Annotated in this window: 18 protein-coding genes and 1 pseudogene; 9 read left to right on the forward strand and 10 right to left on the reverse strand. The window is 68.0% G+C overall.

Annotated features, from left to right (window positions below):
* Nucleotides 1-3: 3 nt before the first annotated feature.
* Both GDJ08_RS11815 and GDJ08_RS11820 read left to right on the forward strand, forming a co-directional pair.
* The gene (locus GDJ08_RS11815; protein ID WP_017356291.1) at nucleotides 4-2,772 is read left to right on the forward strand and encodes a valine--tRNA ligase; all 2,769 of its coding nucleotides are present in this window, start codon (nucleotides 4-6) and stop codon (nucleotides 2,770-2,772) included.
* A 99-nt stretch (nucleotides 2,773-2,871) separates the two neighbouring features.
* Nucleotides 2,872-3,696 (forward strand): DMT family transporter, encoded by an 825-nt coding sequence (locus GDJ08_RS11820; protein WP_017356292.1) that lies wholly within the window; start codon nucleotides 2,872-2,874, stop codon nucleotides 3,694-3,696.
* Between the two features lie 7 nt (nucleotides 3,697-3,703).
* Here GDJ08_RS11820 and rimI read toward each other — a convergent pair whose 3' ends face one another.
* The 3 genes from rimI to pssA are packed head-to-tail and all read right to left on the reverse strand — an operon-like array spanning nucleotide 3,704 to nucleotide 5,459.
* Nucleotides 3,704-4,201, reverse strand: coding sequence for a ribosomal protein S18-alanine N-acetyltransferase (gene rimI / locus GDJ08_RS11825; protein ID WP_017356293.1), 498 nt, complete (start codon nucleotides 4,199-4,201; stop codon nucleotides 3,704-3,706).
* Complete coding sequence (locus GDJ08_RS11830; protein WP_165699799.1) at nucleotides 4,198-4,683, reverse strand: hypothetical protein; 486 nt, start codon at nucleotides 4,681-4,683, stop codon at nucleotides 4,198-4,200. The genes rimI and GDJ08_RS11830 overlap by 4 nt, the downstream gene beginning before the upstream one ends.
* Complete coding sequence (pssA, locus tag GDJ08_RS11835) at nucleotides 4,680-5,459, reverse strand: CDP-diacylglycerol--serine O-phosphatidyltransferase (RefSeq protein WP_136003604.1); 780 nt, start codon at nucleotides 5,457-5,459, stop codon at nucleotides 4,680-4,682. The genes GDJ08_RS11830 and pssA overlap by 4 nt, the downstream gene beginning before the upstream one ends.
* Before the next feature lie 112 nt (nucleotides 5,460-5,571).
* On the opposite strand from pssA, the gene GDJ08_RS11840 reads away from it, so the two are divergent.
* From GDJ08_RS11840 to GDJ08_RS11850, 3 genes and pseudogenes are all read left to right on the forward strand, one after another.
* Nucleotides 5,572-5,952 carry a DUF4124 domain-containing protein gene (locus tag GDJ08_RS11840; protein ID WP_136003602.1) on the forward strand — a complete coding sequence of 127 codons (381 nt, stop codon included), beginning with the start codon at nucleotides 5,572-5,574 and terminating at the stop codon, nucleotides 5,950-5,952.
* A gap of 148 nt (nucleotides 5,953-6,100) precedes the next feature.
* Nucleotides 6,101-7,792: a proline--tRNA ligase gene (locus tag GDJ08_RS11845; RefSeq protein ID WP_017354683.1), complete on the forward strand. Its 1,692-nt coding sequence runs from the start codon at nucleotides 6,101-6,103 to the stop codon at nucleotides 7,790-7,792.
* Nucleotides 7,793-7,944: 152 nt separating this feature from the next.
* A pseudogene (locus GDJ08_RS11850) lies at nucleotides 7,945-8,316 on the forward strand (H-NS histone family protein); the annotation flags it as partial.
* 75 nt (nucleotides 8,317-8,391) lie between these two features.
* Here the strand turns inward: GDJ08_RS11850 and GDJ08_RS11855 are convergent.
* Entirely contained in the window at nucleotides 8,392-9,651 is a 1,260-nt protein-coding gene (locus tag GDJ08_RS11855) for a threonine/serine exporter family protein (protein WP_017354685.1), read from the reverse strand.
* Between the two features lie 149 nt (nucleotides 9,652-9,800).
* Between GDJ08_RS11855 and GDJ08_RS11860 the strand changes: the two genes are divergently transcribed.
* Genes GDJ08_RS11860 through GDJ08_RS11875 form a run of 4 tightly spaced genes read left to right on the forward strand, consistent with a single transcriptional unit; the run spans nucleotide 9,801 to nucleotide 13,359 of the window.
* Nucleotides 9,801-10,913, forward strand: a complete 1,113-nt coding sequence (locus GDJ08_RS11860) for an ABC transporter permease (RefSeq protein WP_017354686.1) — start codon at nucleotides 9,801-9,803, stop codon at nucleotides 10,911-10,913.
* Nucleotides 10,914-10,916: 3 nt separating this feature from the next.
* On the forward strand, nucleotides 10,917-11,774 hold the full coding sequence (locus tag GDJ08_RS11865) for an ABC transporter ATP-binding protein (protein WP_017354687.1): 858 nt from the start codon (nucleotides 10,917-10,919) through the stop codon (nucleotides 11,772-11,774).
* A gap of 29 nt (nucleotides 11,775-11,803) precedes the next feature.
* A complete protein-coding gene (locus tag GDJ08_RS11870; protein ID WP_017354688.1) occupies nucleotides 11,804-12,730 on the forward strand; it encodes an MlaD family protein in 927 nt (308 codons plus the stop codon).
* On the forward strand, nucleotides 12,727-13,359 hold the full coding sequence (locus GDJ08_RS11875; RefSeq protein WP_017354689.1) for an ABC-type transport auxiliary lipoprotein family protein: 633 nt from the start codon (nucleotides 12,727-12,729) through the stop codon (nucleotides 13,357-13,359). The genes GDJ08_RS11870 and GDJ08_RS11875 overlap by 4 nt, the downstream gene beginning before the upstream one ends.
* Nucleotides 13,360-13,395: 36 nt before the next feature.
* Here GDJ08_RS11875 and GDJ08_RS11880 read toward each other — a convergent pair whose 3' ends face one another.
* The 6 genes from GDJ08_RS11880 to rfbA form a co-directional block, all read right to left on the reverse strand.
* Entirely contained in the window at nucleotides 13,396-13,977 is a 582-nt protein-coding gene (locus GDJ08_RS11880; RefSeq protein ID WP_026070552.1) for an alpha-ketoglutarate-dependent dioxygenase AlkB family protein, read from the reverse strand.
* 61 nt (nucleotides 13,978-14,038) lie between these two features.
* The gene (locus GDJ08_RS11885) at nucleotides 14,039-14,671 is read right to left on the reverse strand and encodes a CoA transferase subunit B (protein ID WP_017354691.1); all 633 of its coding nucleotides are present in this window, start codon (nucleotides 14,669-14,671) and stop codon (nucleotides 14,039-14,041) included.
* Nucleotide 14,672: 1 nt separating this feature from the next.
* Nucleotides 14,673-15,407 carry a CoA transferase subunit A gene (locus GDJ08_RS11890; protein WP_017354692.1) on the reverse strand — a complete coding sequence of 245 codons (735 nt, stop codon included), beginning with the start codon at nucleotides 15,405-15,407 and terminating at the stop codon, nucleotides 14,673-14,675.
* Nucleotides 15,408-15,483: 76 nt separating this feature from the next.
* The gene (rfbD, locus tag GDJ08_RS11895) at nucleotides 15,484-16,383 is read right to left on the reverse strand and encodes a dTDP-4-dehydrorhamnose reductase (protein WP_153164925.1); all 900 of its coding nucleotides are present in this window, start codon (nucleotides 16,381-16,383) and stop codon (nucleotides 15,484-15,486) included.
* The gene (gene rfbC, locus GDJ08_RS11900; protein WP_153164926.1) at nucleotides 16,380-16,937 is read right to left on the reverse strand and encodes a dTDP-4-dehydrorhamnose 3,5-epimerase; all 558 of its coding nucleotides are present in this window, start codon (nucleotides 16,935-16,937) and stop codon (nucleotides 16,380-16,382) included. Before rfbC ends, rfbD begins: the two co-directional genes overlap by 4 nt.
* A complete protein-coding gene (gene rfbA / locus GDJ08_RS11905; RefSeq protein WP_017354695.1) occupies nucleotides 16,934-17,821 on the reverse strand; it encodes a glucose-1-phosphate thymidylyltransferase RfbA in 888 nt (295 codons plus the stop codon). The genes rfbC and rfbA overlap by 4 nt, the downstream gene beginning before the upstream one ends.
* Nucleotides 17,822-17,838 lie beyond the last annotated feature (17 nt).

Genomic DNA, 17,838 nt, shown 5'->3' on the forward strand with positions numbered 1-17,838 from the left:
CGCATGACCCAACTCGCCTCCAGCTACGACCCCGCCACCTTTGAGACCGACCTGTACGACGGGTGGGAGAAGGCCGGTCATTTCAAGCCGTCCGGCAAGGGCAAGCCGTACACCATCCTGCTGCCGCCGCCGAACGTGACCGGCACGCTGCACATGGGCCATGCCTTCCAGCAGACCCTGATGGATGCGCTGGTGCGCTATCACCGCATGCGCGGCTACGACACCCTCTGGCAGGTGGGGACCGACCACGCCGGCATCGCCACTGAAATGGTGGTGTCGCGCAACCTGGCGCTGGCCGGCAATGGCGAAAGCCGCGATTCGCTGGGCCGTGAGGGCTTCATCGAGAAAGTGTGGGAGTGGAAGGCGCAGTCCGGCGACACCATCGAGCGCCAGATGCGCCGCCTGGGCACCTCCAGCGACTGGTCACGCAGCACCTTCACGATGGACCCGCAGCCGTCCGAGGCGGTGGTCGAGGCGTTCGTGCGCTGGCATGAGCAGGGCCTGATCTACCGTGGCCAGCGCCTGGTCAACTGGGACCCGGTGCTGAAGACCGCCATTTCCGACCTGGAAGTGGAGAGCGTGGAGGAAGACGGCTTCCTGTGGTCGATCAGCTATCCGCTCGCCGATGGCAGCGGCAGCCTGACCGTGGCCACCACGCGCCCGGAAACCATGCTCGGCGACACCGCAGTGATGGTGCACCCCGAGGACGAGCGCTACACGCACCTGATCGGCAAGATGGTCAAGCTGCCGCTGACCGACCGTGAGATCCCGGTGATCGCCGACGATTATGTCGACCGCGAGTTCGGTACCGGCGTGGTCAAGGTCACCCCCGCGCACGATTTCAACGACTACCAGGTCGGCCTGCGCCACAACCTGCCGATGATCAACCTGTTCACCCCGGTGGCGGCGATCAACGACAACGCCCCGGAGAAATACCGCGGGCTGGACCGTTACGAGGCGCGCAAGGTGATCCTGGCCGAGCTGGAAGACCTGGGCATCCTGGTCGAAACCAAGGCCCACAAGCTGCAGGTGCCGCGTGGCGACCGTACCCAGCAGGTCATCGAGCCGTACCTGACCGACCAGTGGTTCGTGAAAATGGACGTGCTGGCCAAGCGCGGCCTGGAGTTGGTGGAGAACGGTTCGATCCAGTTCGTGCCGGCCAACTGGATCAACACCTATCGCCACTGGATGGAGAACATCCAGGACTGGTGCATCAGCCGCCAGCTGTGGTGGGGCCACCGCATTCCGGCGTGGTTCGACGATGCCGGCACCTGCTACGTCGGCCGCGACGAAGCGGACGCCCGCGCGAAGAACAACCTCGGCCCCGACATCGCCCTGCACCAGGACAGCGACGTGCTGGAAACCTGGTTCTCCTCGCAGCTGTGGCCATTCTCGACCCTGGGCTGGCCGAACGAGCAGGCGATGGACGCGCGCGGTTTCGAGCGCTATCTGCCGTCGTCGGTGCTGATCACCGGCTTTGACATCATCTTCTTCTGGGTGGCCCGCATGATCATGGCCACCGACAGCTTCACCGGCAGGATTCCGTTCAAGGACGTGTACATCACCGGCCTGATCCGCGATGCGCAGGGCCAGAAGATGTCCAAGTCCAAGGGCAACGTGCTCGACCCGCTGGACATCATCGACGGCATCTCGATCGAGGACCTGGTCGCCAAGCGCACCACCGGCCTGATGAAGCCCAAGGACGCGCCGAAGATCGAGAAGGCCACGCGCAGGGAGTTCCCGGACGGCATCATTGCCCACGGTGCCGATGCGCTGCGCTTCACCATCGCCGCGCTGGCCACCCACGGCCGTGACATCAAGTTCGACATGAACCGCGCCGAGGGCTACAAGAACTTCTGCAACAAGCTGTGGAACGCCAGCCGCTTCACCCTGATGAACACCGAGGGCAGCTGCTTCACCGGCGCGCCGCAGCCGCGTACCGATGCCGAGCGCTGGATCCTGGCGCGTCTTGCCGCGGTCTCGGCCGAGGCGCAGACGCACTACGCCAACTACCGCTTCGACCTGCTGGCGCAGTGCCTGTACGAGTTCGCCTGGAACGAGTTCTGCGACTGGTTCCTGGAACTGACCAAGCCGGCGCTCAACGGTGCCGACGCCGACGATGCCAACAGCACCCGCCACACCCTGCTCTACGTGCTCGAGGCGCTGCTGCGCCTGCTGCACCCGCTGACCCCGTTCATCACCGAACAGCTGTGGCGCCAGGTCGCCCCGCGCCTGGGCATCACCGAAGACACGGTGTCGCTGCGCCCGTACCCGGTGGCGGACGAATTCGCCGGCGACTACGCCCGTGCCGAAGCCGACGTGGAATGGGTGAAGTCGATGGTCAGCGCCCTGCGCCGCGTGCGCAGCGAGTTGAACGTGCCCCCGTCCAAGCTGGTGCCGCTGCTGCTGCAGCGTGGCAACGACGACGACCGCGCGCGGATCGCCCGTTTCACCTCCGCGCTGTCGTTCCTGCTCAAGCTGGAGCGCATCGCGTGGCTGGCCGATGACGGCGAGATCCCGCCGGCCGCCACGGCGATCGTGGGCGACCTGCTGCTGCTGGTGCCGCTGGAAGGCCTCGTCGATCTCGGCGCCGAACGTACGCGCCTGGACAAGGAAATCGCCCGGGTCGAGGCGGAAAAGGAAAAGAGCGAGACCAAGCTGTCGAAGTTCACCGACAAGGTCCCGCCGGCCGTGGTCGAGCAGGAGCGCGTGCGCCTGGTCGACTGGACCGCCCAGCTTGCCGGCCTGCGCGGACAACGCGCCAAGCTGTGATTCACTGACCGGGGATGCGTCCACGCATCCCCGGTTGCCGGTCAACCACCGCCGCTGCTGGCATCATGGGTGCCCTGACACGGCGCGCGTACCGACACGATGTCGTTGACCATTTTTCTGGTGGTGGTGTTCGCCGCGGCGTTGCATGCCAGCTGGAATGCCATCGTCAAACGCGGCAGCGACACGCTGCTGACCACGATCCTGGTGACCGGTTCGGCGGCCGTGATCGCCGCCCTCGTCCTGCCCTTCCTGCCGGCGCCGGCACGCGTGAGCTGGCCGTGGCTGGCGGCATCGACCCTGCTGCAGGTGACGTACTACGTGCTGGTGGCCCGCACCTACCGGGTCACGGACATGAGTGCGTCGTATCCGCTGATGCGCGGCTGCGCACCGATCCTGGTGGCGCTGGTCGCCACTGTCGTGGTCGGCGAGCCGCTGCCGCCGCTGGCCTGGGCCGGCATCGCACTGGTCTGCCTGGGCATTCTGACCATGACCTGCGGCCGGTCGCGGCAGCACCTGTGGCTGCCGCTGCTCAATGCCGGTGTCATCGCCACCTATACGCTGGTCGATGCCTGGGGCGCGCGCCAGTCCGGTGCCGCGTTGAGCTACACCCTGTGGCTGTTCCTGCTGTCCGGGCTGCCCCTGCCGGTGTGGGCGCTGTGCACGCGCGCGGCGTCGCTGCGGGCGTACGCACGGCGCAACTGGCGGTATGGCGTGGTCGGCGGTGTCGGCACACTGACGTCGTATGCGCTCGCGCTGTGGGCGATGACCATCGCGCCGGTGGCGATGATCGCGGCGCTGCGCGAAACCTCGATCCTGTTCGGCATCCTGATCTCCGCGTTCGTCCTGCGCGAGCGGGTGGACCGCCAGCGCTGGATCGCCGCGGGAGTGATCGTGCTGGGCGCGGCGGTGCTGCGGATCGCGTGATGCCCGCCTACAGCGGGGGCATCGCCTGGATGTCGTCGTCGACCAGTTCCATCGCCATCACCAGCGCATCCTCGCGCCCATCGCGGGCCGGGTAGTAGCGCGGCCGGCGGCCGATCTCGTTGAATCCTTCGCTGTGGTACAGCGCCACTGCCGGGGTGTTGGACGGACGTACCTCCAGAAACACCCGCTGCGCGCCGTGGTCGCGCGCCAGCTTGACCAGCGCCCGCAGCAGGAAGCGGCCATGCCCGCGCGACTGGCACAGCGGGTCCACGCAGACGTTGAGCACATGTGCCTCGTCGGCAGCGATGCTCAGCACGCCATAGCCCATCAGCAGGCCGTCGTCCTCCAGCGCCAGGGCCGGGTAACCGGCGCGCAGACAGTCCTGGAAAATGCCGCGGGTCCACGGATAGGGGTACCCGCGCACCTCGATCGCCATCACGGCGTTGAGATCGCTCTCGCGCAGCGCGCGCAACGACAGCGGCCGCGGTGAGCTGACCGCGCTCACGACCGGCCCTGCCGGCGCAGGGCGCGCAACTGCGGCCACAGCGCGCGCTTGGCGGCCGGATTGCCGCGCAGTTCGTCCAGCGCCCAACCGGCCATCAGGGCCTGGGTCTCCGGTGCGTTGGGGTTGCAGCCGGAGGCGCGCAGCAGGGCAATCTGCAGGCGGTCGGGCATCTGTACCGCCGGGCGGCGACCGGCGCGCGCACGCGCCGGCGCCGGGGGCGCCTCGGCCGCCAGCGGGGCGGTACGCCGTACCGGTGCGTCGGCCGGCGCGGCGACCGGGGCAATGTCAGGCCGGGTATCCGGTGCGGCCGGTGCGACCGGTGCGCGCGCCACCACCGGCGCCGCACTCAGGTCGATCTGCGCCGCCGGCGCCACCATCGGCTCGGGCGCGACACTGCCATCCACGAACACGGTGTAGCCCATCGCCTGCAGCCACGACTGCTGCGCCGGGGACCACAGCGGCGGCAGCACCGGCGAACTCACGCGCCCGGCTCGGCCGTCTTGCGGGTGCGCTGCCACAGCCAGTACACCGGGCCGGACAGGGCGTACAGCACGCCCACCGCGAACAGCACGCGCGGCAGGTCGATGACCATGATGGCGATGCCGATCGGCACCAGCGCCAACGCCAGGAACGGCACGCGGTCGGCGCGCGGCCCCTTCTCGCCACTGCCCTTGAAGCTCCAGAAGCGGATCCGGCTGACCATCAGCAGGGCGGCCACCAGGGTCACCCCGAGCGCCACGTAGCGCAGCTGGTTGCCGTCCCAGCCCAGGTTGCCGTCGGCAAAGGCCCAGACGAAGGACATCATCAGCCCGGCCGCGGCCGGGCTGGCCAGGCCGATGAACCAGCGCTTGTCGACCACGGTGACCTGGGTATTGAAACGGGCCAGGCGCAGCGCCGCGCAGGCGGCATACAGGAAGGCGACCGCCCAGCCGACCCGACCCATCACCGGATCGTCGAACTTCAGCCAGGACAGCGACCAGTGGTACATCACCAGCGCCGGGGCCATGCCGAAGCTGACCAGATCGGCCAGCGAGTCGTATTGCACCCCGAATTCGCTGCTGGTGCCGGTCAGACGGGCGACCCGACCGTCCAGGCCATCCATGACGGCGGCCACGAACACGGCGATGGCGGCGTTGACGAAATCGCCGTTGGCCGCGGCAATGATCGCGTAGAAGCCGGCGAACAGGCCTGCGGTGGTGAACAGGTTCGGCAGCAGGTAGATGCTGCGGTTGCGCGGCGGGGGTTTCATCTCATCCATGCCGGCCAGTTTAGTGGGTGCGGCGCTCTTTGGGGCAGTGCGGGCGGCCCGGCTTGCCAGCACGCCGGCGGAATGCTGCAATCGCGCACCTGCCCTGATGCCCGGAGTTGCCATGCGTGCCCTGCCCTCTCTGTGCTGCCTGCTGCTGCTCGCCAGCGCCACGGCCAGTGCCGGTACCGTCTACAAGTGGAAGGACGCCAACGGCGTGACCCAGTACTCGGAGAAGCCGCCGGCCGGCAAGACCTTCGAGACGCGCCAGGTGCAGCACCGCGACCCGGCCGGCCCGCGCGCCCAGGCTGCGGCGCCCGCCGCCGAATCGACCGACTGCACCACCGCCCGCAGCAACCTGGCCCTGCTCAACGGCCAGGGCGCGGTGATGCAGGACACCGATGGGGACGGCAAAGCCGAAACCGCCCTGAACGACGAACAGCGTGGCGCGCAGAAGACGCTGGCCGAAGCGGCGATCAAGGCCTACTGCAAACCCGCCGGCTGAGCGGGCCGGGGCCGTCGCCGTCCCGCGCAGACGACCGCCGCCAGGCCCGCCGTCCCGGCAGCCCCGTCCGCCCCGTCCCCGCTGACCGTTGGTCGATCGGGGCCGGGCTGGCAGAATGTAGGCTTTCCGCCGTTCAGCGAAGCCGACGATGCGCCTCTCCCAGTTCCACCTGCACACCACCAAGGAAACACCCAGCGACGCGGAGCTCACCAGCCACCGCCTGATGCTGCGCGCGGGCATGATCCGCAAGCTGGCCTCGGGGCTGTACACCTGGTCGCCGCTGGGCCTGCGCGTGCTGCGCAAGGTCGAACGCATCGTGCGCGAGGAAATGGACCGTGCCGGCGCCGTCGAGTTCCAGATCCCGACCATCCAGCCCAAGGAACTGTGGGAAGCCACCGGCCGGTGGGAAAAGTTCGGCCCGCAGCTGCTCAAGATCAAGGACCGCAAGGAACAGGTGTTCTGCTACAGCCCCACCGCCGAAGAGGCCGCGGCCGATTTCGCCCGCCAGGAGCTGTCCAGCTACAAGCAGCTGCCGGTCAATTTCTACCAGATCCAGACCAAGTTCCGCGATGAGATCCGCCCGCGTTTCGGCGTGATGCGTTCGCGCGAGTTCCTGATGAAGGACGCTTACTCCTTCCACCTGCACGATGAGTGCCTGGTGCGCGAGTACGAAAACATGAAGGCGGCCTACAGCCGCATCTTCACCCGCCTGGGCCTGGATTTCCGCATGGTGCAGGCCGATTCGGGCGCGATCGGCGGCGACGCGTCGCAGGAATTCCACGTCATCGCCGACTCCGGCGAGGATGCGCTGGTGTTCTCCACCGGCTCGGATTACGCGGCCAACATGGAAGCGGCCGTGGCCGCCGCCCCGGGCCCGCGCCCGGCCGCCAGCGAAGCGCTGCGCAAGGTCGATACGCCCACCCAGAAGACCTGCGAGGCTGTCGCCGCGCTGCTCGGCCTGGGCCTGGAGCGCACGGTCAAGTCGATCGCGATCATGAGCGAGGCCGGCTTCGTGCTGGCCCTGGTGCGCGGCGACCACGACGTCAACGAGATCAAGCTGGCCAAGGTGGCCGGCCTGCAGGGCTACCGCATGGCCAGCGAGGCGGAGATCGCCGCGCACCTGGGCAGCGAGCCCGGTTTCCTCGGGCCGCTCGGCCCGGCCCAGCCGGTGCGCATCGTCGCCGACCGCGACGTCGCGGCCCTGGCCGACTTCGTGATCGGCGCCAATGAAACCGGTGCCCATCTCGCCGGCGTCAACTGGGGCCGCGACCTGCCCGAACCGGAAGTGGCCGATATCCGCAACGCGAAGGAAGGCGACCGTGCCGCCGATGGTGGCGAGCTGAGAATCGCCCGCGGCATCGAGGTGGGTCACGTATTCCAGCTTGGCCGCCAGTATGCGCAGGCGCTCAACGCCACCGTGCTGGATGAGAACGGCAAAGCCGCGGTGATGGCGATGGGCTGTTATGGCGTGGGTATCTCGCGCATCGTCGCCGCCGCCATCGAGCAGAACCACGATGACGCCGGCATTATCTGGCCCGACGCGATGGCGCCGTGGCAGGTGGTGGTGTGCGTGATCAACCCCAAGCAGGACGAGACCATCGCCGCCGCTGCTGCCGACCTGCTCGCCGAGCTGCAGGCCGCGGGGCTGGATGCCGCACTGGATGATCGTGGCCTGCGCCCGGGGGCGATGTTCGCCGACATGGAACTGATCGGCGTTCCACACCGCGTGGTGGTCTCCGACCGCGGCCTTGCCGCAGGGACCTACGAATACCGGGCACGCCGCGCCAGCGAAGCGCAGCACCTGGACCGGGCGGCGCTGATGGCGACCTTGACCGCGTGATGACAGAAAGCCGGGACAATATCCCGGCTTTCCTGTTTTACGATGTGATTGATTATTCCCCGGGGTTTGTACCGCGGACTTCCGGGAATGTATGCTGTTGTCGATGCCAAGGACCGGCTCACCCTGTCCTTATATACATTCCGGAGTGGTAAATGAGCATTGACCTGAGCGGCCTGTCCGCCAAAGAGCTGGGCGCACTGATCAAGAATGCGAAGAAGCAGCAGACCATCGTCGCCAAGCGGCCGGCCATCAGCAAGGTGCGCGCGCAGCTGACCAAGCTCGCCAAGGCGCAGGGTTATTCGGTGGAAGAACTGTTCGGTGGCACCGCGCCGGCACGGGGTCGTGCCGCCAAGGCGGCCACGTCACCGGCCAAGAAGGCCGTGCGCAAGCTGGGCAAGGTGGCGCCGAAGTACCGCAACCCGGCCAATCCGAAGGAAACCTGGACCGGCCGTGGCAAGCAGCCGCGCTGGCTGGCCGCGCATACCGCCAAGGGCAAGAAGCCGGAAGATTTCCTGATCAAGAAGTAATCGCGGCCCGTCCGCGAATGAAAACGCCGGCCCTGTGCCGGCGTTTTTGTTTTCCGCTTCGGCAAAGCCCGTTCAGAGATTCTTGCGCGCCGGCACCAGAAGATTGCCGAACAGCAGCCCCGCCACCAGCGCCATCACCACGTTGAGCACGGTCATCAGCACGGTCTGGCCGGCGCTCATGTCCTGCTGCTGCACCAGGGTGAGCACGCCGCGCAGGCTGGTGCTGCCCGGCACCAGCATGATGATGCCGGGCAGCCGGATGATCGCGCCGGGGCGCTGCACCAGCCGGCCGAACAGATTGCCCGCTGCGGTCATCAGCATCGCCGACATGAAAATGCCGGCCGGCAGGCCCCAGGCCTGGCCGGCGAACTTGGAAATGGCGTAGCCGGCCACCGACGCGGCCATTACCCAGGGATAATCGCGGCGGTTGGCCTTGAACAGCATCGCAAAGGCGAACGCGGCCAGCAGCAGCGCGCTCCACTCCACCCAGTCCGCCTGCGGACGCGAAGCGCGCACGTGCGGTTCCAGGCCGATGATGCCCGACAGCGTGACCGCGATCACCGCCCCCACGGTCAATTTCAGGATCGTGGTGATCGCGCCGGCAAAGCGTGCGGTACCCGATACCCAATGCTGGCTGGCCAGTTCGTTGACCGCGTTGGTCAGCGACATGCCGGGCAGCATGACCACCAGCGAGGCGATGATGACGGTATTGAGGTTGAGCGGCCCGATGAACGAGGCCACCAGCGCGGCCACGGTGCCGGCCAGCAGCGCCGCCAGCGCCTCGCTGGCTTCGCGGCTGGCGGGGCGACGATCGGTGTACAGCGTCATCAGGCCGATCAGCAGCCCGATCATGCCGGCGGTGGCGATATCCAGCCACGGCAGTTTCCACAGCCCGGCCACGCCGGCCGCGCCAAGGCTGTAGGACAGGATCATGCGGATCTTGCCGCGCCGGCCGGGGTCCTTGTCGAGCTGGCGCAGAGCGGTATGGCCCTGGGCGATGCTCATCGTGCCGTTGGCGACCGCATCGGTGATCTGGTCGGCGATGCTGAGTTTGTGCAGATCGTTTTCGCCCGGCGCCAGACGGATCACGCGGGTGATGTCCGACGAGCCGATCGCCTTGGTCGGGTCGCTGAAACTCAGGATCAGCCCGGTCGGGTTCGACCACGGTTCACAGTCCAGGTCCAGTCGCTGCGCCAGCGCCACCACCGCCGCTTCCAGCCGCTGCGCGGTGGTGCCATAGCTGTGCAGGCGCCCGGCGATCTCCGAGACGAACGCCACCCGTTGTGCATAGGTGGCTTGGGGGGTGGGAATGGCGGCGGCATCGGCGGACATGCGTCGTAGTATTACCTGAACCTTGCCCGGGCAGAACATCGGGCGTCGCCGCAGCCCCGCACCGCGCATGGACTGCGGCACGTCCACGCACTGCATCACGCGCTCTAGCCTTGCACTCGGACAAGGTATGCTGCGCGCAGGACGACCCCATGACTTCATCCCAAGCCCCCCATCTCGAGCAGGATGCCCAGGACCCCGGCCTGATCCGGTTGTCCGGCCAATGGACGTTGCGCACCGCGCTGGCGGCCGCCGAGGTGCTGCGCGACGCGCCGGAGAAGGTGACCGGCATCGATGCCAGCGGCATCACCCAGCTCGATTCAGCCGGCGTGCTGCAGGTGCTGCGCGTGGCGCACCGTGCCGACCTGGCCGAGGAGGCGCTGGTCTTCCGCGATGAACACCAGGCACTGGTGTGCACCATCGAGGAAGTTGCCGACGACCGCCCGCGCGCCAAGCGTGACTTCGGCGTGCTGGCCGCGCTGGAGCGCCTGGGCGTCAGCGTGCATGGCATGGGCCACAACATCGTGGCGCTGGCCAGCTTCCTCGGCGAGAACCTGGTCAAGGGCGCCCGCCTGCTCAAGGAGCCGCGCCGCTTCCGGCTCACGGCGACGGTGGCGCAGATGGAACAGGTCGGGCTGGACGCGGTGCCGCTGGTGGCGCTGCTGTCCTACCTCGTCGGCGCGGTGATCGCTTTCCTCGGGTCGACGATCCTGCGCGACTTCGGCGCGGAGATCTACGTAGTGGAGCTGGTCAGCATCGCCTTCCTGCGCGAATTTGCGGTCCTGCTCACCGCGATCGTACTGGCCGGCCGCACTGCCAGCGCATTCACCGCCCAGATCGGCGCCATGAAAGCGCGCGAGGAGATCGACGCGATGAAGACGCTCGGCCTGGACCCGATCGACCTGCTGGTGCTGCCGCGCCTGGTGGCGCTGCTGGTCACCCTGCCGCTGCTGACCTTCATCGCGATGGCCGCCGGCCTGGCCGGCGGCATTACCGTGGGCGCGTTCGACCTGGATATTCCGCCGCAGATGTACATCGCACGCATGCACGAGACGATGGAAGTGCGCAACATGCTGGTGGGCCTGTCCAAGGCGCCGGTGTTCGCGCTGGTGATTGGCCTGATCGGCTGCCTGGAAGGCCTGAAAGTGGAAGGCACCGCGCAGTCGGTCGGCGAGCGCACCACCTCCAGCGTGGTGCAGGCCATCTCGCTGGTGATCATCCTCGACGCGTTTGCCGCGTTGTGGTTCATGAAGATGGGCTGGTAAGCCGTGCACACCGTCCCTGCCCCCGCCCCGGCCCCCGACGACACCGTCTGCGACGACGCGGGCCTGGCCATCCGCGTGCGCGGGCTCACCAACCGGTTCGGCAGCCAGGTGGTGCACGACGGCCTGGATCTGGACGTGCGCCGCGGCGAGATCCTCGGCGTGGTCGGCGGCTCGGGCACCGGCAAATCGGTGCTGATGCGCAGCATTCTGGGCCTGCGTGCGCCCGACGAAGGCCGTATCGAGGTGCTCGGGGTGGATGCGCGTTCGGGCGATCCGGCCGATCGCCTGCACATCGAACGCAACACCGGCGTGCTGTTCCAGGATGGCGCGCTGTTTTCCTCGCTGACCGTGGGCGAGAACGTGCAGGTGCCGCTGAAGGAGCACCATCGCGAACTGCCCGACCGCTGGCACTACGAACTGGCGCTGCTGAAGGTGAAGCTGGCCGGCCTGCCTGCCGATGCGATCAACAAGCTGCCCTCGCAGCTGTCCGGCGGCATGCGCAAACGTGCCGGCCTGGCCCGTGCGCTGGCGCTGGATCCGCCGCTGCTGTTCCTGGACGAGCCCACCGCCGGTCTGGACCCGATCGGCGCGGCCGCCTTCGACCGCCTGATCAAAACACTGCAGGAAGCACTGGGTCTGACCGTGTTCCTGATCACGCACGACCTGGACACGCTGTATGCCATCTGCGACCGGGTGGCGGTGCTGGCCGACCGCAGAGTAGTGGCCAACGCCCCGCTGCACGAGATCGAACAGCTGGACCATCCGTGGATCCAGGAGTACTTCCACGGTCCACGGGCCCGCGCCGCGCGCGCGGCCGTGCCGCCGCCCTCCGACCGCGACGCGACGGCGACCACCTCCTGATGAACCGCATTTTTCCGGGTACCTGACACATGGAAACCAAAGCCAACTACGTACTGATCGGCGCGTTCACTCTGGTGGTGGGACTGGCGCTGCTGGCGTTCGGCCTGTGGGCCGCCAAGTATTCCTCCGACCGCACCTGGACCGAGTACCGGGTGGTGTTCCGTGAGGCCGTGACCGGCCTGTCGGTCGGCAGCCCGGTGCAGTACAACGGCATCGCGGTCGGCTCGATCACCGAACTGAACCTGGTGCCCGACGACCCGCGCCAGGTGGTGGCACGGATCCGGCTCAACTCCAATACGCCGGTCAAGACCGATACCCGCGCCAAGCTGGCGATCACCAGCCTGACCGGGCCGTCGATCATCCAGCTCAGCGGCGGCACGCCCCAGGCGCAGCCGCTCACGGTGGTCAACAAGGACCCGGCGCCGATCATTCCGACCACCCCCTCGGCGCTGCAGAACATCACCGACGTGGCCAACCGCATCGTCGAGCGCATGGACCAGGTGCTGAGCGACCGCAACGTGGCCAGCATCAACGCCACGCTGGCCAACCTGGAAACCATCAGCGGCGGCCTGGCCGACCGCGACCAGGGCACGCAGGCGCTGCTGCTCAGCGCGCGCGACGCCGCGCGCAGCCTGGACACCACGCTCAAGACCACCAACGGCACCATCCAGCGCCTGGACACCAATCTGGTGCAGCAGCTGCCGCCGATCCTGGACAAGCTGGAAACCACGCTGACCAAGCTGGATTCGGCCGCCGGCAACGCCGATTCGATCCTCGGCGAGAACCGCGCCGCGATCAACAGCTTCGCCAACGACGGCCTGGCCCAGCTTGGCCCGACCCTGACCGAGCTGCGTGGGCTGATCCGCGACCTGCGCCGGGTCAGCGACCGCCTGGACAACAATCCGGCACGCTATCTGCTGGGCCACGACGCGCCCAAGGAGTTCGAACCCAAATGAGCCGCCCGACCCTGCTCCGCACCCTGTTGCCGATCGCTCTGACGACCCTGCTGGGCGGCTGCTCGCTGCTGGGCAGCAGCGAGCGCAGCGCCGTGACCATCTATTCGCCGGTGGTACGCATCCAGCCCGATCCGGCGTGGCCGCGCGTGGACTGGCAGCTGATCCTGGTCAAGCCCACCGCCGCGCGCGTGGTCGACAGCCCGCGCATCAACGTACGCCCCTCGCCCTCCGAGCTGGAGGTGTACAAGGGCGTGAGCTGGGCGCAGCCGGCCACCGACATGGTCGACGACGCGCTGGTACGCGGCTTCGAGGATTCCGGCCGGATCGGCGGCGTGGCGCGCGCCACCACCGGCATCCGCGCCGACTACAAGCTGGCCCTGGACGTGCGCCGCTTCGAGGCCGACTACCGCGGCCAGGCCACCCCGACCGCGCTGCTGGAGATCAACGCCAAACTGATCCATGTGGTGGACCAGCGGGTGGTGGCCGACCGCACCTTCCGCCAGGAACGTCCGGTTGGCAGCACGGCGGTGGCCGATGTCGCCCAGGCCATCGAGCAGAGCCTGCAGGCCTTCACCACCGAGGTCGTCGGGTGGACGTTGACCACCGGCCAGGCCGATCACCAGAAGTGACATCGGGCGGTGCGTCACTGCATCGCCACACCGCTGTCAGGAAGGCGCGATCCAGCGGAAAGTCAGGTTGATGCGCTCGGCCAGCGGCCGCGCGGTCTTGGGCAGCGCATGCTGGTAATGACGCTGCGTCTGCCCCCCCATCAACAGCAGATCGCCGTGGCCCAGCGTCACCTCGGCCTTGCGGGCGTGGTCGTCGCGACGGCGCAGCAGGAAACGCCGCTCGGCCCCCAGGCTGAGTGAGGCGATCAGCGGGGCCGGACCCAGCTCGGCTTCGTTGTCGCTGTGCCAGCCCATGCCGTCGTCGCCATCGCGGTAGCGGTTGAGCAGCACACTGTTGAACGCGGTCCCGCACAGCACGGCCAGCCGCTCGCGCAGCGGCAGCAGCGCCGCATGCCAGGGCACCGGCACGAAGTCCGTGCCGGAATAGCGGTAGCGCGCTGCGGGGTCGCCCATCCAGCAGCTCAGCCGCGGCGAATCAACCTGCCGCCCGAACAGGCGGATGCGGTGTACCTCCCACGGCACGTCCTCGCGCAGCTGCCGCTGCAACGCGTCGGCCTCCGGGGCCGCCAGCCAGTGGCGGTGCCAGTGCACCCGGGCATCGGGAAGGTGGAGATCCATGCACTCCTCAGGGCTGCCGCAGCGCCCGCGGACGGGACGCTGCGATGCGCCTCCGGTCCGCTCAGGCCTGGGCGAACGCCACGCCGGTTTTTTCCTTCAGTTCGTCCATGCCCACGCCAGGGGCGGCTTCCACCAGCACCAGGCCGCTGTCGGTGACGTCGAACACGGCCAGATCGGTGATGATGCGGTCGACCACGCCCACGCCGGTCAGCGGCAGGGTGCAGTCGGGCAGGATTTTGTGCTCGCCGTTCCTGGCGGTGTGCTCCATCAGCACCACCACGCGCTGCACGCCGGCCACCAGGTCCATCGCACCGCCCATGCCCTTGACCATCTTGCCGGGCACCATCCAGTTGGCCAGGTCCCCCTTGTCGGTGACCTGCATCGCGCCCAGGATGGCCAGGTTGATGTGGCCGCCGCGGATCATCGCGAAGCTGTCGTGGCTGCCGAAGTAGCTGGCGCCGGCACGGGCGGTGACGGTCTGCTTGCCGGCATTGATCAGGTCGGCATCGACCTCGCCTTCGGTCGGGAACGGGCCGATGCCGAGCAGGCCGTTTTCGGACTGCAACCAGACATCCACGCCGTCGGGAATATGGTTGGCCACCAGGGTCGGCAGGCCGATGCCCAGATTCACATAGGCGCCGTCGGTCAGTTCGCGGGCGGCGCGTGCCGCCATTTCATCGCGGGTCCATGCCATGTCAGTTGCCCTCCGCACGGATGGTGCGCTGTTCGATACGCTTCTCGGGATGCGGGTTGTGCACGATGCGGTGCACGTAGATGCCGGGCAGGTGGACCTGGTCCGGATCGATGCTGCCCACCGGCACCACCTCCTCCACCTCGACGATGCACAGCCTGCCGGCCATCGCGCAGGCCGGGTTGAAGTTGCGCGCGGTCTTGCGGAACACCAGGTTGCCGGCTTCGTCGGCCTTCCACGCCTTGACCAGCGCCACGTCGGCGCGCAGCGCGGTTTCCATCACGTAGTGCTTGCCGTCGAACTCGCGGGTTTCCTTGCCCTCGGCCACCACGGTGCCGTAGCCGGTGGCGGTGAAGAACGCGGGAATGCCCGCGCCGCCGGCGCGCAGGCGCTCGGCCAGGGTGCCCTGCGGGTTGAACTCCAGTTCCAGCTCACCGGCCAGGAACTGACGCTCGAATTCCTTGTTCTCACCCACGTAGGACGAGATCATTTTCTGGATCTGGCGCGTTTCCAGCAGCTGGCCCAGGCCGAAGCCATCCACGCCGGCATTGTTGGAGATCACCGTCAGGCCCTTGGCCCCGGTGTCGCGCAGCGCTGCGATCAGCGCCTCGGGAATGCCGCACAGGCCGAAACCACCCACCGCCAGGGTCTGGCCATCGGCGATCACGCCCTGCAGTGCCTCGGCGGCGCTGGCGTACTGCTTGCCACGCCGCGTGGCGGTGTCCGGGGACTTGCTCATCTACGCCCTCACCTCGTTGATGTAAGCGCGCATTGTAGCGGCTGGACGCTGTTTTCCCTGCCGCGCTGCAGCGCGTTCAGCGCGCGGGGAACTGCGCCATCACCTGCGCAAGGCCGTCCTGCCAGGTCGGCAGAGCAACGCCGAAGTCGGCCTGCAGGCGCGTCACATCAAGGTGGGAGCAGGCAGGCCGGAGCGCAGGCGTGGGGTACTCGGCGGTGGTGATCGCCTCCACGCGCGGTGCACGCGACAACACGCCTCGGGCCACCGCCGCCGCGAAGATCGCTTCGGCAAATCCATGCCAGCTGGTGTCGCCCGTGGCCGTCAGGTGCCACGTGCCGGACAGGCCACCGGGATGTCGCAGCGCGTGCGCGGTGACATCGGCGATCAGGGCTGCCGGCGTGGGTGTGCCGATCTGGTCGGCGACCACGCGCAACACATCACGCTCGGCGCCCACCCGCAGCATCGTGCGCAGAAAATTGGCGCCGTGCGGGGCATATACCCAGGCGGTGCGGAAGATCAGATGGCGGCCGCCGGCGGCACGGATGGCGTCTTCGCCGTCGCGCTTGGTGGTGCCGTATACGTTGAGCGGCGCGGTGGGCGCGTCCTCCCGATACGGCACGCGTGAGCGCCCATCGAAGACGTAGTCGGTCGAGTAGTGCACAAACGGCACGTCGTGCCGTGCGCACCAGCGTGCGATGGCCGCAGGGGCCTCGGTGTTCGCCCGGCGCGCGGCGTCCGGCTCCTGCTCCGCCCGGTCGACAGCCGTGTACGCGGCCGCATTGACCACCACGGAGGGCCGCAGGCGGTCGAGCATCACCGGCAGCGATGCCGGTCGATCCAGATCAGCCACCTCGCACACCGTGCCGTCGGCGAGCCGGCCGCTGCGGGTGGTGGCGGTCAGCGGTCCGGACGGCGCCAGCGCGCGCAGCAGTTCCTGCCCGAGCTGACCATTGCCGCCCAGCACCAGCGCGGTCATGCCGTGTAGACCGGCAGCCGGTCGGGGTCGATGTCCGCCAGGAACGGGGCCTGCTCATCCTTGGCCGACAGCGACGGGGCGCTGATCGGCCAGTCGACGGCGAGGTCGGCATCATTCCAGCGGATGGCCGCATCGGCCTCTTTGACGTACACGTCGGTGCACAGGTAGTTGAACAGGGCCGTCTCGGACAGCACCGCAAAGCCGTGCGCGAACCCCGGCGGGATCCACAGCTGACGGCGGTTCTCGCCGCTGAGAATGAAGGCTTCCCAGCGGCCGAACGTGGGCGAGCCACGGCGGATGTCGACCGCCACGTCATACACCTCGCCCTGCAGCACCGTCACCAGTTTGCCCTGCGGCCGCGGCCACTGGTAATGCAGGCCACGCAGGACGCCCTTCGACGAGGAGGACACATTGCTCTGGACGAAACCGCCCGGAAGGTCGTGCGCGGCAAAGCGCTCGGCATTCCAGGTCTCGAAGAAGAACCCGCGGTCATCGCCGAACACACTCGGCTCGATTACCTTGCAGCCCGGAAGCAAGGTGTCGATGATTTTCACGGCACCGTTCCTCGCTGCACCAGCTTGTGCAGGTACTGGCCGTAACCGTTCTTGATCAACGGCGCGGCCAGCGCTTCCAGCTGCTCGGCATTGATCCAGCCCTGACCGAACGCGATTTCTTCCGGGCAGCACACCTGCAGGCCCTGTCGGGTCTGGATGGTTTCAATGAAGTTGGACGCCTCCAGCAAGGACTGGTGCGTACCGGTATCCAGCCAGGCATACCCGCGGCCGAGCGCTTCCAGGTGCAACTGGCCTTCGCGCAGGTAGCGCTGGTTGAGATCGGTGATCTCCAGCTCGCCGCGCGGCGACGGCTTGAGGTCGGCGGCATAGTCGCTGGCATTGCCGTCGTAGAAGTACAGGCCGGTGACCGCGTAGTTGGAACGCGGCTGGCTCGGCTTCTCCACCAGATCCACGACCTTGCCGGCGCTGTCGAATTCGGCCACGCCATAGCGCTCCGGGTCATTGACCCAGTAGCCGAACACCGTTGCGCCGTTCTGCCGTTCGTCGGCGTTGCGCAGCATCTGCCGCAGGCCGTGACCGTGGAAAATGTTGTCGCCCAGCACCAGGCAGCTCGGCTTGCCGCCGATGAAGTCGCGGCCGATCAGGTACGCCTGCGCCAGCCCGTCCGGGCTCGGCTGCACGGCGTACTCGATGTTCATGCCCCACTGCGAACCATCCCCCAGCAACGCTTGGAACAACGCCTGCTCGTGCGGGGTGTTGATGATCAGCACATCGCGGATGCCCGTCAGCATCAGCACGCTGAGCGGGTAGTAGATCATCGGCTTGTCGTACACCGGGAGCAGCTGCTTGCTGACGCCCTTGGTGATCGGATAGAGGCGGGTGCCTGAGCCACCGGCGAGAATGATGCCCTTGCGTTGCGTCATGCGGTTGTCCTGTGTCT

It is taken from the genome of Stenotrophomonas nematodicola, assembly GCF_009467805.1.
Taxonomy (GTDB): domain Bacteria; phylum Pseudomonadota; class Gammaproteobacteria; order Xanthomonadales; family Xanthomonadaceae; genus Stenotrophomonas; species Stenotrophomonas nematodicola.

Coding starts and splice junctions, on each gene's coding strand:
- GDJ08_RS11815 (WP_017356291.1), top strand. CDS start 4: ATGACCCAACTCGCCTCCAGCTACGACCCCGCCACCTTTGAGACCGAC.
- GDJ08_RS11820 (WP_017356292.1), top strand. CDS start 2,872: ATGTCGTTGACCATTTTTCTGGTGGTGGTGTTCGCCGCGGCGTTGCAT.
- pssA (WP_136003604.1), bottom strand. CDS start 5,459: ATGGATGAGATGAAACCCCCGCCGCGCAACCGCAGCATCTACCTGCTG.
- GDJ08_RS11840 (WP_136003602.1), top strand. CDS start 5,572: ATGCGTGCCCTGCCCTCTCTGTGCTGCCTGCTGCTGCTCGCCAGCGCC.
- GDJ08_RS11845 (WP_017354683.1), top strand. CDS start 6,101: ATGCGCCTCTCCCAGTTCCACCTGCACACCACCAAGGAAACACCCAGC.
- GDJ08_RS11855 (WP_017354685.1), bottom strand. CDS start 9,651: ATGTCCGCCGATGCCGCCGCCATTCCCACCCCCCAAGCCACCTATGCA.
- GDJ08_RS11860 (WP_017354686.1), top strand. CDS start 9,801: ATGACTTCATCCCAAGCCCCCCATCTCGAGCAGGATGCCCAGGACCCC.
- GDJ08_RS11870 (WP_017354688.1), top strand. CDS start 11,804: ATGGAAACCAAAGCCAACTACGTACTGATCGGCGCGTTCACTCTGGTG.
- GDJ08_RS11875 (WP_017354689.1), top strand. CDS start 12,727: ATGAGCCGCCCGACCCTGCTCCGCACCCTGTTGCCGATCGCTCTGACG.
- GDJ08_RS11880 (WP_026070552.1), bottom strand. CDS start 13,977: ATGGATCTCCACCTTCCCGATGCCCGGGTGCACTGGCACCGCCACTGG.
- GDJ08_RS11885 (WP_017354691.1), bottom strand. CDS start 14,671: ATGGCATGGACCCGCGATGAAATGGCGGCACGCGCCGCCCGCGAACTG.
- GDJ08_RS11890 (WP_017354692.1), bottom strand. CDS start 15,407: ATGAGCAAGTCCCCGGACACCGCCACGCGGCGTGGCAAGCAGTACGCC.
- rfbD (WP_153164925.1), bottom strand. CDS start 16,383: ATGACCGCGCTGGTGCTGGGCGGCAATGGTCAGCTCGGGCAGGAACTG.
- rfbA (WP_017354695.1), bottom strand. CDS start 17,821: ATGACGCAACGCAAGGGCATCATTCTCGCCGGTGGCTCAGGCACCCGC.